The following is a 15,212-nucleotide window of genomic DNA, read 5'->3' on the forward strand; positions in this document are numbered from 1 at the left end:
TTTTAGTACAATTAACGAAGATAAATAACAACATACCCAAAGCACTGCCGGATCACAAGGCAGGGCGTACGTTATTCAAAACGGTTCAGGGTTTAATTTTGTAGATCACATTCACTGATTTTTGCAGCGTAATATGCCGTGGCAACACTAAATTGGCGCTGCTGTCGGCCATTTCAGCATTTTTACGCATAGCACCAAAGCTGACGGCACTGCCGGCAAAACCAAAATCACCGGCCAGCGCGCCCCAGCCTGCGCTGTCGCTGATAGCAAATACGCTACTGATCTTTACGCCCTGGGCGGCGGCCAGATGATCAGCACGGCGGCGGGCATCAGCACCGGCCTGTTCGCTTAGTTTAAGCTCGTGCTGCTCGCGCTGGCTGCTGTCAAAACTGCCCTGAATCGAGAATATCTGCGGCTGCTTAAACAAGTAGTCCATCACTGCCACATAGTTGCCCAGTTGGTTCAGCGTTACTGTGATCGGCTGGCTGGCTTCATAGCCGGTAATGGTTCTGTCGTTATAATCTTTATACAGCGCTTCTTTATTAATTTGTGAGGCATCTATATCGGCTTCGCTAACGCCCTGCGCGGCCAGAAATTGCATCAGATCGCGGCCTTGCTTATATACCGCTTCGGTGGCGGCATCGGCTTTAGCTGCCGTGTGGCGGATAACAAACTGAATACGCGCTTTGTCCGGTGCCACATCCAGTTTGGCTTCACCACTGACAGTAATAAACGGAAAATCCGGTAACGGGCTGGCCTGCACAGCAGCGCTCAGGCCCAAGCTTAAAACAGTGGTTAAAGCTGTGGTTAAAATAGTTAACTTCATATATACCTCGTTATTGAACAGGATTTAATGCCCATTACAGCAAAACTGCTGCCGTTAAGTTGTCATTATTTGTAGAGTTGTATTTGGCCTGAGTTTGCCTTTACACTCTGCTCTCTTTCGCTTCTAAGGAAACACCATGTCTGCACGCCTGCTTACTCTTGGCACTGCTTTGCTCTGCAGCAGCTATGCTTTTGTTGCTACAAATACTCTGGCCGCAACCGATGCCTACACCTACGCCAACTTTGATGCGGTAACGGTAAAGCACCTGCACCTGGATTTAGCCGTTAACTTTGAGCAAAAAGCCTTAACCGGCTTTGCCGATTTACAACTTAACTGGCTAAACAGCAGCGACAACAGGGTATATTTGGACACGCGCGATCTGGTTATAGAGCGTATTTACGCCAAAAGGGCCGACGGCAACTGGCAAAAAGTGCCTTTTAGCCTGGGGCAGCGCGATGCGGTGCTGGGCAGCAAGCTCACAATCAGCCCGACCTTTCAGGCGCAAACACTGCGTATTTACTATAGCTCGACCGACAAGGCCTCCGGCCTGCAGTGGTTAACGCCAGAGCAAACCGCCGGTAAAACCACGCCCTTTATGTTCAGCCAGAACCAGGCAATTCATGCCCGCAGCTGGATCCCCATTCAGGACACCCCTGCCGTACGCATGACCTACAGCGCCAGGATCCAAACCCGCGACGACGTACTGGCTATTATGAGCGCCAATAATGAACCTGGCATGAGCCGCGATGGTGATTACCAGTTTGTGATGCCGCAAGCCATTCCGGCTTATTTAATTGCTATAGCCGCCGGCGACTTACAATTTAAAGCCATGAGTGAGCAAACCGGCGTCTATGCCGAGCCTTATATTCTTAACGCCTCAGCCGAAGAGTTTGCCAGCACCCAGGCAATGATCGACGCCACAGAACAGCTGTATGGCGACTACCGCTGGGGCCGCTACGACTTACTGATTTTACCGCCCAGCTTCCCGTTTGGCGGTATGGAAAACCCGGTACTGAGCTTTATTACCCCCACCGTAGTAGCCGGTGATGGCAGCCTGGTGAATTTAATTGCTCACGAGCTGGCGCACTCCTGGTCCGGCAACCTGGTAACTAACGCTACCTGGCGCGACCTATGGCTGAACGAAGGTTTTACCTCCTATGTCGAAAACCGCATTATGGAGCAGGTATTCGGTACCGATCGCGCCATTATGGAACAGGCCTTATCGGTGCAGGGCTTAAAAGACGAGCTGGCAGAGCTAGCCGCTAACGACAGTATTTTGCACCTTGACTTGCATGGCCGTGATCCGGACGATGCTTTTAGCGGCGTGCCTTACACCAAAGGCCAGCTGTTTTTAATCTACCTGGAGCAAAAGTTCGGCCGCGATAAGTTTGATCCGTTCGTACGGCAGTACTTTGACGACCATGCGTTTCAAAGCCTGGACACCGCACGCTTTGTAACCTACTTAAATACCCACTTACTGCAAAAACACCCGGGCATAGTGTCGCTGGATGAGGCAAAAAGCTGGATTTACCAGCCTGGCTTGCCCGCGGGCACACCTGATCCGCAGTCGGATGCGTTTAATCAGGTGCAGCAACAGGCTAACAACTGGCTGGCCGGCAACAGCGAACTCAGCAGCCTGCCTACTGCCAACTGGACAGTGCACGAATGGCTGTATTTTATTAATAACCTGCCGCTGACTATTACACCGGAGCAACTGGCAGAGCTGGACGCCACCTTTAACCTGACGCAATCGACTAACAGCGAAATTGCTCATGCCTGGTATTTGCTGGCATTGAAAACCGGTTACCAGGACATTGCCGCCGCGCTGGAGCAATATCTGGTTAATATCGGCCGGCGTAAGCTGATTATTCCGCTGTATAAACAGCTGGCCAGCATCCCGGAAGGCCTGGCCTTTGCCCGTGCCGTGTACGAAAAAGCCCGGCCCGGTTACCACCCGCTGGCGCAGGGCTCGGTTGATGAGCTACTTAAATAGCTGAACGCCTGTTTTAGCGCTGCCGCCATTTAGCGCGGCAGCGCTGTTACAGTTTAACCTTGTCTAACAGCCAATCGGCCTCAATACAGTCCGGCAAATGTGCAGCAATAAACTGCGTTAACGACTGCGCCGCGTAAGATAAGCGCTTATCGGCATTACGTACCAGATACCAATGGCTGTTAAGCGGAAAACCCGCCACATCCAGCACCGCCAGTTTTTCCCGCCCCTCCAGCAAGGTATGGCCGGAAATCACCGACAACCCCAGCCCCGCCGCTACGCTCAGCCGTATTGCTTCGTTGCTTTCAATCTGCATACTGTGGCTAAGCTGTATGCCCTGGCTGCTTAGCCAGGCTTCAAACATCATCCGGGTGGCACTGCCGGGCTCGCGCAGTAAAAACCGCTCTTGCTTTAGCTGTACAAAACTCAGCTGCCGCTGCCCCACCGCCCAATGCTCTGATGGCGCAATAAGCTGCAGCGGGTTTTTCACTATCGGCGTGGCCAGCACATGCTCACCACCGGGCGGGTGGCTAAACAGGTAAATATCGTCTTGTTGCTGCTCAAAACGGCTTAAAATTTGCGCCCGATTGCCAATATGCAGGGTCACCTCAATCTGTGGAAAACGGCGGTAAAACGGCCCTAAAATGCGCGGCATTAAATACTGCGCGGTGTTCACCACCGCTATGCTTAAGCTGCCGCGCCGCCCGGCGTGCAGCTCACTTATTTCACTATCTAAATCATCAAACCGGCTTAGCACATCACAGGCCGCCTGATACAACGCCTGGCCCGCAGCCGTGGGTTGTAAGGCACCGGCGTGGCTTTGCAATAACGGCTCGTTTAACACCTCAGACAGTTTTTTCAACTGCAAGGATACCGTCGGCTGGGTTAAATGCAGTGCCCGCGCCGCCGCGGAAACACTGCCCAGTTGCACTACCTTGATATACACCTGCAACAAGCGAAAACTTAATTGCCGTACGTCCATTGCGCCCTCTTCCTACCAGATCTACAAAAACATCCATAGATAATTATCTATATAACACACTTATATTATTAATTAGGCAATAGAAAAAATTTTCGGCACACTGCGCCGGTTTTCATTTAGCGGAGAGTGTCATGCCTGATGTTGTGATCGCGTTTTTTGCCCTGGGCTTGTTGGCCGGGCTGGTAAAATCCGACTTAAAAGTCCCACTGCCGATCTACGAAACCCTGTCGATTTTGCTGATGCTAACCCTGGGCTTAAAAGGTGGTATGGCACTGCACGGTGTACCGCTGATGCCAATATTGCCCGAACTTGGCCTGATTGCCGCTACCGGTGTAGCGCTGCCGCTAATGCTATACCCGCTGCTACGCAAACTGGTGCGCCTTAGCAGCGCCAATGCGGCCAGCGTGGCAGCGCACTACGGCTCGGTAAGCGCCGGTACCTTTGCCGTGGTAATGGCGCTGGCGATGCAACATAACCTGCCGCTGCAGCCGCAAACCACCTTGTATCTGGTGCTGCTGGAGCTACCGGCTATTGTCACCATGCTGTGGTTGTATCGTTATGTAAACGGCGGTAAAGCCGGCTCGTTGGCGATACTGCATGAAGCCTTAACCAGTCGCGGCGTATTATTGCTCGGCGGTGGTTTACTGATTGGCTGGCTGTATGGCCCTGCTGGTTTATCCGGCATTACACCCGTGTTAATGGGCGGCTTCAGTACCCTTTTAGCCCTGTTTTTACTGGAAATGGGCCTGTGCACCGCCAAAGTGTGCTCGCCATTGCCGGTTAAACAATGGCGGCTGATGCTGTTCGCCTTGCTGGCGCCCTTTGTGCTGGCCTGGCTGGGTATTGGCCTGGGCCTGCTGCTGGGGCTAAGTAGCGGCAGTATTCTGGTATTAGCCGGGCTGATGGCCAGCGCGTCTTACATTGCCGCCCCGGCAGCCATCCGCGCCGCCATACCTGATGCCGATATCGGCCTGGCACTGCTGGCGGCTCTGGGCATTACCTTCCCACTAAATGTACTGATTGGCCTGCCGCTGTATTTAAGCTGGATCACAGCGCTAACCGGTTAAAGTGCTAAGCGGCGCAGCCGCAGCGCGTTAGTTACGACAAACACGCTGGATAATGCCATAGCACCGGCCGCCAGCATTGGTGATAACAGCAGGCCAAAGGCCGGATACAGTGCCCCGGCCGCTACCGGCAACAGCAGCGCGTTGTAGCCAAAGGCCCAGAATAAATTCTGGCGGATATTGCGCAAGGTGGCTTTGCTAAGCGCTATGGCATTAACTACACCCATAATGTCGGCACGCATTAACACCACATCGGCCGCTTCTATGGCGATATCGGTACCGTTACCCACCGCCAGACCAATATCGGCCTCTGCCAGCGCCGGTGCATCGTTAATACCATCACCAACAAAAGCCACAGCGCCAAACTCAGCGCGTAGCTGTTTTACGGCATCAACCTTGCCCTGCGGCAACACTTCGGCCACCACGGTATCAATCTGTAACTGTTTGGCGATCGCTTCGGCGGTATGGCGGTTATCGCCGCTTATCATCGCCACTTTTAAACCCAACTGGTGCATAGCCGCTATCGCATCTGCTGAGCCGGGTTTTAGCGTATCGGCCACCGCCAGCATTGCCGCAAGCTTGTTATCCAGCGCCAGATACAACACCGTCTTACCGCTTTTGGCTAACGCCTCAACCTGAGCCGCCTGCGCGGTTACATCCAGCTTAAGCTGTTGCATAAAACGGTCGGCACCAATGGCAAGCTGTTGGCCATTAACCGTGCCGCTTACCCCCATGCCGCTGTGCACTTTAAAATCGCTTACCTGCGGCAATGTCAGTTGCTGCTGCGCCGCGGCGGTCACTAAGGCCTCGGCCAGCGGATGCTCAGATTGTTGCTCCAGTGCCGCAGCCAGCGCCAGAATATCCTGCGCATTCAGGCCTGCTTGCAGTATTAAGGTGTCGGTCAGTTGCGGCTTACCTTCGGTTAGAGTGCCGGTTTTATCCAGCGCTATTACCTTACAATCGCGCAGCGTTTGCAGCGCACTGCCCTGGCGAAACAAGATGCCAAGCTGCGCAGCGCGACCGGTGCCCACCATTATAGAAGTCGGGGTGGCCAGGCCCATGGCACAGGGGCAGGCAATAATCAGCACCGCAACGGCATTGACCAGCGCCAGGCTAAGGGCTGGCTCTGGCCCCCACAGCCACCAGACGGCAAAGGTACCAGCCGCCAGCAGCATCACCAGCGGCACAAAAATCGCCGTTACTTTATCTACCAGCGCCTGCACCGGCAATTTGTCGCTTTGTGCCTGCTGCACCAGAGCAATAATTTGCGCCAGCACGGTATCGCCGGCAGCTTTGCTCACCCGCACCTGCAACACGCCCTGTTTATTTACCGTACCGGCATACACCGCATCACCGCGTTGTTTGGCTTTGGCCAGCGGCTCGCCGCTTAGCATCGACTCATCGATATAGGACTCGCCCTGTTCTACTTTGGCATCCAGCGCAATACGCTCACCGGCGCGCACTAATAACAGGTCACCCGGCTTAATTTGCGCCAGCGCAACTTTATGCTGGTTGCCGTCTATCAGCAGCGTTGCCGTAGATGGCTGCAAACTGAGTAACTGCTGTATCGCTGCGCCGGTTTGGCCTTTAGCGCGCGCTTCCAGATAACGCCCCAGTAAAATCAGCGTCACTATTACTGCTGCGGCTTCAAAATACACCTGCGCGGTACCGGAAGGCAGCAGCTGCGGCATAAAGGTCGCCACCAGCGAAAAGCCCCAGGCCGATAAAGTACCCAGCGCCACTAAGGAATTCATCTCCGGCTGGCCTTTTAACAGCAGCGGAATACCGGTTTGCATAAAACGCCGGCCCGGCCCCAGCAGCACCAGCGTGGTCAGCACAGCCTGAAGTTGCCAGTTCAGGCTTTGGCCCAAAGTGGCCATTAACCAGTGATGAAACGCCGGAATAAGGTGCGCGCCCATTTCCAATATAAATACCGGTAAGGTTAACGCCGCAGCCAGCCACAGATCGCGCAGCAACACAGCTTGTTCTGCCTGCTTTTGTGCCGTTTTATCCTGCTGCGCGGCCTGTTTATCCGCCTCGGGCTCCAGCGCGGTGGCTTTATAACCGGCGCCCTGTAACGCTGCCACTAAGGCGGCCACAGCGGCGCTGCCCTCTACCTGCGCCTGCTCGGTGGCCAGGTTAACACTGGCGGCCTGTACGCCAGGCACCGCCAGTAAGGCTTTTTCTACCTTGCCAACACAAGAGCCGCAGTGCATACCGCTGATATTTAGCATTGTTTTCGACATTAGTTTGTCTCCGCTACCGGTTTAACTACGGGTTGGCTTAGCCAGGTGCTGTAAAATGGCACAGTGCGCGCCACCGTCTGCCGCACATTGCGCTATCATCTGCTGCAAGGTTTGTTTCATTGCATGCAGCTCTTGCAGTTTTAGCTCTACTTCAGCTAAGTGCTGCTGCGCTACCTGCTTTACCACAGTATTAGAGCGCTGCGGGTTTTGCCACAGCGCCAACAGGCCGGCAATATCGGCCAGTGAAAAGCCCAATATACGGGCGCGGCGAATAAACTTAAGTATTTCAATATCTTTGCTCTGGTATTGCCGGTAACCGGCCTCGCTGCGCTGCGTCGGCTGCAACAGCCCGCTTTGCTCATAATGGCGGATCATTTTTGCGCTAAGGCCACTTGCCGCGGCTGCCTGACCAATATTCATTGCTGTCTCCTGCTGCATCACACTAAGAGCAGTATGAACCTTACCCTCATGGCAAGGTCAAGCGGCAATAGCGACTAAACACACTGATCCATAATGCGCGCCAGCCGTAACCGCAGCAACAGCATTTAGCCAACAGCGGAATTAAGCACTTAGCTGTGCAAAAGAGGCAAAAGATGCAAAAACTGTTTTTTGATGGCAGCTGTGCTTTATGCCAGCGCGAAATTAATTGGCTGGCCCCTAAGCTGCGGCCTCATCTTGAGCTGGTGGATATCAGCGCCGACGGTTTTAGCGGCTTTGCCGGGGTAAATAAAGCGGCCATGATGCAGCAAATTCATTTGTGGCGGGATGATCATTTCCTGATTGGCATAGACGCAACGCTGCATTACTGGCAACTGGCCGGCCACAGCTGGCTGGTAGCGTTTTTGCGCCTGCCGCCTTGTTACTGGCTGGCCGGCAAAGCCTATGCGTACTGGGCCGCAAAACGCAGCAACTGCTCAAGCGGCGATTGCACCCTATAACCATGCGCCGGCGAACCTTAACCAAACAAAGCGCAGCAACCGATGCGCAGATCTTACGCCTGCACAGCGCCATGGCCGATAAGTTACTGGCAGAGCCCGAGCGGCTGGCGCAAGTACTTAACACGCTTGAACAACGTTATCAGACCGGTTTACTGCGCCATAGTGGCTATATTCACTGGTTTAGTATTTTAGATTGTATTAACCAGCCTGAATTGTTTAAGTCGGCACTGCTGGATAACGGCGAACGGATGAATAAACTGCGTCGGCGTACAGTATTGGTAGGCATATTAACCGAAGACGAGCGCCAGGCTATTTTAATGGAGAACTTATAATGTCACGCTTATCCGTGTTGGGTTATGCCGGCTTAATGCCTTTTATTGCCCTGCCGCTATTGTACCTGCAACCTTTTTATCTCAGTGCAGCACTGACTCTTGAACTCTACAGCTTGTACAGTGCACTGATTTTAGGCTTTATGGCAGGCGTGTTGTGGCCTGTACTGCATAGCAACACTACAACCGCAGCAAAAACTGACCATTTAGCCATAGCGGCAGTAACCTTCCCTGTGCTGAGCTTTATCGCCTTATTGACCGCGGTTGAATACTTCTTGCTTGCTCAGGCCTGTTTGTTTGTATTGCTGCGTTTAAGCGAATACCGGCTGGGTATTAACCGTCAGTACAGCAAAAGTTATCGTGCTTTGCGTAACCACTTAACCTTAGTAGTACTGGCAAGCCATTCCCTGCTTTACTATCTGATAACCAGAGCAGGCTAGATTTCACCAACAGCGATAAGCTGCCACATCAACGCCGTTACTTTCAACAGTCAAATAAAATTGCAAATGATAGTTGTTATCATTTGCAATCATTGTTATATTGCGCGCCCTCTGTTTTCCTATCTGGTTGTGTAATTTTTGAGGGTTGTATGGCAGCGTCACGTCCACATTTTATTAAAACGTCTTTATCGCAAGCAGTTCAGCTGGCGCTGGTAAGTACTTTATTGGCTATGCCTGTCGCGTCAGCTGCCGAAGCCACCGGAGAACAGGAAAAAATTGAACGGATCAGTGTTTACGGCACTCATAACCAGTTAATTTTAGCCTCAGGAACCGCTACCAAGTCTGATATGGCGCTGATGCAAACTCCAGCGGCTGTGGTGGTGGTAGACTCTGAGTTATTAGCCAGCCAAAACAATAGTACTCTACAGGAAGCGTTACGTAATATCAGTGGTTTAGGCCAGGCCGGTAATAACTATGGCATTGGCGACACACTGATTTTACGTGGTTTAGGCGTCAATTATACCTATGACGGCATGTATGGCGGAGCCGACTTAGGCAATAGCTACAACCCTACCCGCTCGATGACCAATATCGAAAGCTTAGAGGTGCTTAAAGGGCCTGCCACTGGTTTATATGGCATAGGTGCCGCCGGTGGCGTGATCAATATGGTAGAAAAGAAACCGCTTGATAAAGCTGCGTACCAGGTAAATGCCAAAGCCGGCGCCTGGAATACCTATGCGCTTGGTATCGATGCAACCGGCGCTTTACAACCTGGTTGGGCATATCGTGTGGTTGCTAATCATGAACGCAGCGATGGCTTTCGTAATTTAACCCGCGATCGTGACGAAGTGTATGCCAGCGTGCGATTTCAACCCAACAAGCAGCAGCAATGGTTACTCAGTGCCGCTTATATTGATGATGCCAACCAAATTGACTCCAATGGTGATCCGGTCAGAGTTATCAATTGGGACAGTGTCGTTGGCGGGCAAGGCAAGCTCACGGCGGAGCAATTGCCCAACGATCCTCAAGGCCCGGGCTTACAGCTAACGGAAGCGCAGCGGGCGCAATTGGCGGCCTCTATTTTAGCCACAGATGGCACGGCACCTTATCGCTTGGGTAAAGCTAACCTTATTTCCCCCTTAGCTACCCCCAACATGGGCGAAGAGTTAAGAATAAAGCTACGGCATGATTGGGATCTTAGCCAAAGCACTACACTTAGCCAGCAGCTGTTATGGCGCAGTTATGACTCAGATTTTGTAAGACAAACAGGCGCCTACAACTATTTATATTGGCAGCGCAGTGGCGTTATTAATGCTGATCCGCGCGCCCCTCTGGTGCTGGATGGTGAATTATATCCATTTGCAGCAAGACGCCAGGAGTACCGCCGGCAGCAATCTGCAGAAGATACCTGGCAATATTTTGCAGATTTAACGTCGAAGTGGCGCTGGGCTAACGTAACCGGCGAGCATTTAGTCAGCGTAAATGCAGAAAACCGTGACATGCGGCTGACAAGCTGGTCCGCCTATGATGCAGATGGTGCAGCCAAAGACGCAAATGCGATCCCCTACATCCTGGATATCAGGCAGGCAAACTGGCCAACGGCTGACTTTATGAGTTATTCGCCGGTTTTAACAAGTAATTATGACAAAGCCGTCACCGCTTACGGCGTTAGTTTACAGGAAGTGCTGTATCTATCAGACGCCTTAACCGCACGGGCAGGCATTGCTTATACCCGTGTAGAGCAGCAATATCAGCATAAGGGTACCGACCGTGCGCCAGGTATTGCTAAAGAAGCCAATAGTGACGATGCGGGTACTACTTATAATCTCGGCTTGAATTACCAATTTACACCGCAATTGGCCGCTTTCGTTAACCGGGCACAGGGCCGGACGGCTTATAGCGTATTGGGTGCTGTGGCAGATGAAAGCACCAGCAATGAACTAAACCGGCCGGACTCTGAATCTAAATCTTTTGATGTTGGCTTGCGCTTCACTGCCTTTGACGAAAATCTGTTAGGCTCACTGGTCTGGTTTGAAACACGCCGTACTAACTTGCGCTATAACAACCCTGAGTACAACGATAACCCTAACGATCCTGAGTTTAATATTGGCGTACCACGGTACTTTTTTGATGATGAAGACCAAACTAAAGGTTTTGAGTTTGATCTGAACCTGGTGCTGGCTGAGCGTTGGCGTTTAAACGTGAATGGTATTGTGCAGGATGCGATAGAAATCCGGGCCCAAACCAAATCCGGCCAAACCAAAGGGGTACCGGAAAAAACTGCCCGTGCCTGGTTAAGCTATCAGTTACCCCTGGTAGCGTCGGCCAAGCTGTTTGAAGCCAGCCTCGGCGCCAGTTATGAAAGCGAGCGTTCCATTAATTCGGTAAGTTTTGGTATTCCGGAAGCTTTTGTACCGGCCTATACCCGCTGGGATATGGCGCTGCGTTACAACACTGACAACGTAAAGGTACAGCTGAATCTCGAAAACCTGTTTAACAAATACTACTATAGCAAGGCGCTATTTTTAGGTGGCTTACCCGGCAACGAGCGCAACGTAAAACTGACAATAAGTTATCAGTTTTAAGCCATACCGCCTCACCTCTGCCAAACCTGCAATGGCAGCCGGCATCGCCTGAAATAAGGCAGTGCCGGCGAATACTTTTTACCCGCCCGGGCCTGCTTGTTTGTGCTATTGCGCACAGCAGAGTACCGCAGCGGACTAACCCAGCTTACTGCGACAATATGTCACACTCTGTTAAGCATTTGAATTTATTACACTAGCAGCCGAACATTTTTTGTTAAGGACTGCTTTATGTTACACATGCACTACGTTATGCCGGGCCGTCAATGCACCGCACTACGCTACTCCAGCTTGAGTCTGTTACTGCTGGTCTCTTGCAGCGCTCTGTCAGAGGCCGCCAATGCACAACTGGAAGTGATTGAAGTTAAAGGGCTAAACTGGCAAACCAGTCCGGGCGACAGCCAGCAGTTGTTGCGCGCAAAGGGCGTTGATTTCTCTGCTGCCGGAGGGGTTTCAGCCTTGCCGGTATTAAACGGCATGATGGGCAACCGTATTAAAGTATTAATTGATGGTAGTGATATCGGCGCAGCCTGTGCCAATGAAATGAACCCGCCGCTGTCGTATATTTCCGCCAATCAGATAAATGCCGTCACAGTGGTAGCCGGTATTTCTCCGGTTAGCATGGGTGGCGATAATATCGCCGGTGTGATTAGCGTCAGCAGTTTCAACCCCGGCTTTAGCGACAGCGACAAACTTTCACATCAACGTAGTTACCTGGGCAACCGTTATCAGAGTAATGGCGACGCAGTTAATATCACTGGCGGCACAGAGTTTTCCAGTAAACAATTCAGCCTGAAATACGACGGCGCCTATAGCGATGCCAACAGCTATCGCGACGGCAACGACGATAAGGTGCCTGACACCTTGTACCGCGCGCAAAACCATCAGTTGGTTGGCGCCTGGCAGGATGGCGAAGAGCAACTGGCGGTTAAGCTTAGCCATCAGTACATTCCGTTTCAGGGCTTTGCCAACCAGTATATGGACATGACAGAAAACCAGAGCTTTGGTGCTACGCTGCAATATCAGCGCCCTCTGGCAGACGGTGACTTGCTGGCGCGGGTGAACTGGCAAGGCATTAAGCACGAAATGGGCTTTTTTAGCGCAGAAAAGCCCGGCACCATGCCGATGCTGACCGACAGTGACGATTACAGCTATCAGCTGCACTGGCAAACTGCAATATCAAACGGCAGTACGCTAAAAGTCGGCCACGAGTTTTATCAGTTCCGTTTAAACGATATCTGGCCGGCAGTGCCAGGCTCGATGATGATGGGCCCGAACGATTACATCAATATTAATGATGGCAAACGCCGGCGTCTGGCGATTTTTGCCGAGCTTAACCAACAATTAACGGCAAAATTGCTGCTTAACTATGGCGCGCGGCTTGAGCAGGTTAGCAGCAATACCGGCGATGTGCAGGCTTACAACAACATGATGATGGGCATGATGGCGGCCGATGCAGTAGCAGCGCAGGCGTTTAACCAGCAAGACCGCAAGCAGAGCGATACGCTGGCGGATCTGAGCTTTTCAGCCAGTTATCAGTTGGATGACGCGCAGCAACTGCAGTTTGGTCTGGCACAGAAAAACCGCGCCCCCAACCTGTATGAACGTTACAGCTGGGGCCAGGGCCAAATGGCCATCACCATGATTGGCTGGTTTGGTGACGGCAACGGCTATATCGGCGATATTAACCTGAAGCCCGAAACCGCCCGCACCCTGAGTATTGCTTATCTTTACAGCAGTGATAACACCATGCTGCAATTGCGGCCGTTTTACACCAAGGTTGCGGATTTTATCGACGTGAGCATCGCCGGCAACTTTAATACCGGCGACAACCTGCGTCACCGGCTGCAGTTTGTTAATTTAGACGCCACTTTATATGGCATTGGAGCCAGTGGCCAATGGCTGTTAGCGTCAGACGCCCGTTTGGGTCAGTGGCAGTTGCAAGCAGAGGCCAAAGTAAACCGGGCTACTCGCGACAATAGTAACGAGCCCCTTTACCAGCAAAGGCCATTTAATACGTCAGTTCAACTGCAACATCAGCTGGGTAAGCTGCAAACTGCACTAAAATGGCAATGGCAGGATGGCAAAAGCCGGCTGGACAGTCGCCGGCTGGAAAACCCAACCGCCAGCTACGCCTTATTGGATCTGAATAGCCAATGGCAACATAATCAGCTAACACTGAGTTTTGGCATCAGCAACCTGCTGGATAAAGACTATGAACTGCCACTTGGCGGCGTCAATATCGCTGAATACCGCCAGGACAACAGCAACGGCTTTAGCCAACTGAAAGGTGCCGGCCGCTCGGTAAATGCCGGTATCCGTTTTAACTTTATGTAGTCGAGTGGTATTTATGATCAAAGCTTGTCGCTGGTTGCACAATTGGCTGGGTTTAATCTTGGTTCTCCAGATTATATTCTGGTTTTTAAGTGGCCTCGTGATGGCGGTTATGCCTATTGAGCAAGTACGGGGGAGCATTTACGTTTCAGTAGCACCGTAACCTGGCATACAGTATCTGTAGCGCCGGCGAGCATACTTAAACACCATAGTGCGAACGCCAGCTTAAGCCTTAGCCAGCAACTACATATTAGCGACCAGCAACTTAGCGCAAGCCCGGTGTACCTGGTAGCAGATGATGATCAACATTACCGATACTCAGCCACTACCGGCAAACCGGTATCAAATTTAACCGAACACCAGATCCGACAACTGGCGACAGCACAATACCTTGGGCAAGGCCAATTGCAAAAGGTACAGTTATTACAGCAACTGCCACAGGAAGTTAAAAATCTGACCGCACCGCTTTGGATAGTGCAATTTAACGATGCCAATAACACCAGCTTTTATCTGGACCCGGCAACAGGCTTGGTACAACGGGTAAGAACCAACGGCTGGCGTGTGTTCGACTTTTTCTGGATGCTGCACATTATGGATTATCAGGATCGCAGTAACTTTAATAACCCGCTGCTTATCGCCACCGCCGCAGCATCCTTGCTGTTTACCCTAAGCGGTTTGGCATTATTATGGCAACGCTTTAAACCGGCCCGACGTCGTTCACGCCTGGCCGGTTTACCGGACTAACGGAGCATTCACGACCTTATTAATACGCCACACTAAAGCGTTTATTCAGATGTTGCGGTTGCTCGGCTTCATCCAGCATTGCCGCGGCATAATCACCGTTAGCAATACGGCTTTTACCTGCGCTGTCGGTAAGTAAATTATCTAACCCCAGCCGGAAGCTGCCGGTTTTATCGCCCGGAAAAATCTCTGCCGCCGGTGATAAAAAGCTCCAATTCAGCACATTTTGTCCGCGTAGCTGCTGCAGTACCTCTGCCGCACCTTCGGCGGTAGCGCGATATTCCGCCGGAAAATCCGGGCTATCCAGTAAGCGGCTGCCATCGGGGAGCATTAATGTTGCCGCACCACCAACTACCAGCAAACGGCCTACCTTGCCTGCCGTTGCCGCGGTAAATACCGAATTAAACGCCTGTAAATAGTAGCCCTTTACGTCTTGCTGCGCGTGGCCGCTAAAGGCACTGATCACCACCGCCTTGCCATTAAGCAGTTTGGTTAACGCCGGCGTATCGTTAATATCCAGCCCTACCACCGTTAAGCCCGCTTTAGCCGCTATGCGCTCCGGCCGGTTTACCACTGCCGTTACAGTGTGGCCACGGCTTAGTGCCTCGGCAGTAATGGCCGAGCCGATAAAACCTGATGCTCCTAAAATAACTAATTCCATCCTATTTTCCTCACAAGGTTGCTGTCTGAACAATTAATGTGCAGGCATTATCGCGGCTCGATTAACACAGAAAAATAGC

13 protein-coding genes are annotated in these 15,212 nt (G+C 52.1%); 8 read left to right on the forward strand and 5 right to left on the reverse strand.

All coding sequences use genetic code 11. The annotated features are described in order from the left end of the window. Positions 1-85: 85 nt before the first annotated feature. Complete coding sequence (locus Q8O77_RS02965) at positions 86-826, reverse strand: SIMPL domain-containing protein (protein WP_305551380.1); 741 nt, start codon at positions 824-826, stop codon at positions 86-88. A 136-nt stretch (positions 827-962) separates the two neighbouring features. Between Q8O77_RS02965 and Q8O77_RS02970 the strand changes: the two genes are divergently transcribed. Continuing rightward, complete coding sequence (locus Q8O77_RS02970; RefSeq protein ID WP_305551381.1) at positions 963-2,819, forward strand: M1 family metallopeptidase; 1,857 nt, start codon at positions 963-965, stop codon at positions 2,817-2,819. Between the two features lie 46 nt (positions 2,820-2,865). Here the strand turns inward: Q8O77_RS02970 and Q8O77_RS02975 are convergent, their stop codons facing one another. Beyond that, positions 2,866-3,798 (reverse strand): LysR family transcriptional regulator, encoded by a 933-nt coding sequence (locus Q8O77_RS02975; RefSeq protein ID WP_305551382.1) that lies wholly within the window; start codon positions 3,796-3,798, stop codon positions 2,866-2,868. A 131-nt stretch (positions 3,799-3,929) separates the two neighbouring features. Here Q8O77_RS02975 and Q8O77_RS02980 point away from each other — a divergent pair, with 131 nt between their 5' ends. Beyond that, positions 3,930-4,865: a sodium-dependent bicarbonate transport family permease gene (locus Q8O77_RS02980; RefSeq protein ID WP_305551383.1), complete on the forward strand. Its 936-nt coding sequence runs from the start codon at positions 3,930-3,932 to the stop codon at positions 4,863-4,865. Here Q8O77_RS02980 and Q8O77_RS02985 read toward each other — a convergent pair. After that, positions 4,862-7,108 carry a heavy metal translocating P-type ATPase gene (locus Q8O77_RS02985; protein ID WP_305551384.1) on the reverse strand — a complete coding sequence of 749 codons (2,247 nt, stop codon included), beginning with the start codon at positions 7,106-7,108 and terminating at the stop codon, positions 4,862-4,864. The two genes, Q8O77_RS02980 and Q8O77_RS02985, sit on opposite strands and share 4 nt — an antisense overlap. Positions 7,109-7,129: 21 nt before the next feature. After that, positions 7,130-7,528, reverse strand: a complete 399-nt coding sequence (gene cueR / locus Q8O77_RS02990; RefSeq protein ID WP_305551385.1) for a Cu(I)-responsive transcriptional regulator — start codon at positions 7,526-7,528, stop codon at positions 7,130-7,132. A gap of 173 nt (positions 7,529-7,701) precedes the next feature. Here cueR and Q8O77_RS02995 point away from each other — a divergent pair, with 173 nt between their 5' ends. From Q8O77_RS02995 to Q8O77_RS03020, 6 genes are all read left to right on the forward strand, one after another. Continuing rightward, complete coding sequence (locus Q8O77_RS02995) at positions 7,702-8,046, forward strand: thiol-disulfide oxidoreductase DCC family protein (RefSeq protein ID WP_305551386.1); 345 nt, start codon at positions 7,702-7,704, stop codon at positions 8,044-8,046. Positions 8,047-8,048: 2 nt separating this feature from the next. Continuing rightward, positions 8,049-8,378 (forward strand): hypothetical protein, encoded by a 330-nt coding sequence (locus tag Q8O77_RS03000; RefSeq protein ID WP_305551387.1) that lies wholly within the window; start codon positions 8,049-8,051, stop codon positions 8,376-8,378. After that, positions 8,378-8,815 carry a DUF3429 domain-containing protein gene (locus tag Q8O77_RS03005; protein WP_305551388.1) on the forward strand — a complete coding sequence of 146 codons (438 nt, stop codon included), beginning with the start codon at positions 8,378-8,380 and terminating at the stop codon, positions 8,813-8,815. The genes Q8O77_RS03000 and Q8O77_RS03005 overlap by 1 nt, the downstream gene beginning before the upstream one ends. A 149-nt stretch (positions 8,816-8,964) precedes the next feature. Then, positions 8,965-11,400 carry a TonB-dependent siderophore receptor gene (locus Q8O77_RS03010; RefSeq protein ID WP_305551389.1) on the forward strand — a complete coding sequence of 812 codons (2,436 nt, stop codon included), beginning with the start codon at positions 8,965-8,967 and terminating at the stop codon, positions 11,398-11,400. A gap of 228 nt (positions 11,401-11,628) precedes the next feature. Continuing rightward, positions 11,629-13,734 carry a TonB-dependent siderophore receptor gene (locus tag Q8O77_RS03015; protein ID WP_305551390.1) on the forward strand — a complete coding sequence of 702 codons (2,106 nt, stop codon included), beginning with the start codon at positions 11,629-11,631 and terminating at the stop codon, positions 13,732-13,734. 276 nt (positions 13,735-14,010) lie between these two features. Then, positions 14,011-14,475: a PepSY domain-containing protein gene (locus Q8O77_RS03020; protein WP_305551391.1), complete on the forward strand. Its 465-nt coding sequence runs from the start codon at positions 14,011-14,013 to the stop codon at positions 14,473-14,475. Between the two features lie 19 nt (positions 14,476-14,494). Here Q8O77_RS03020 and Q8O77_RS03025 read toward each other — a convergent pair whose 3' ends face one another. Then, entirely contained in the window at positions 14,495-15,133 is a 639-nt protein-coding gene (locus tag Q8O77_RS03025; protein ID WP_305551392.1) for an NAD(P)-dependent oxidoreductase, read from the reverse strand. Positions 15,134-15,212 lie beyond the last annotated feature (79 nt).

Source organism: Rheinheimera sp. (assembly GCF_030690345.1).
GTDB lineage: Bacteria > Pseudomonadota > Gammaproteobacteria > Enterobacterales > Alteromonadaceae > Alishewanella.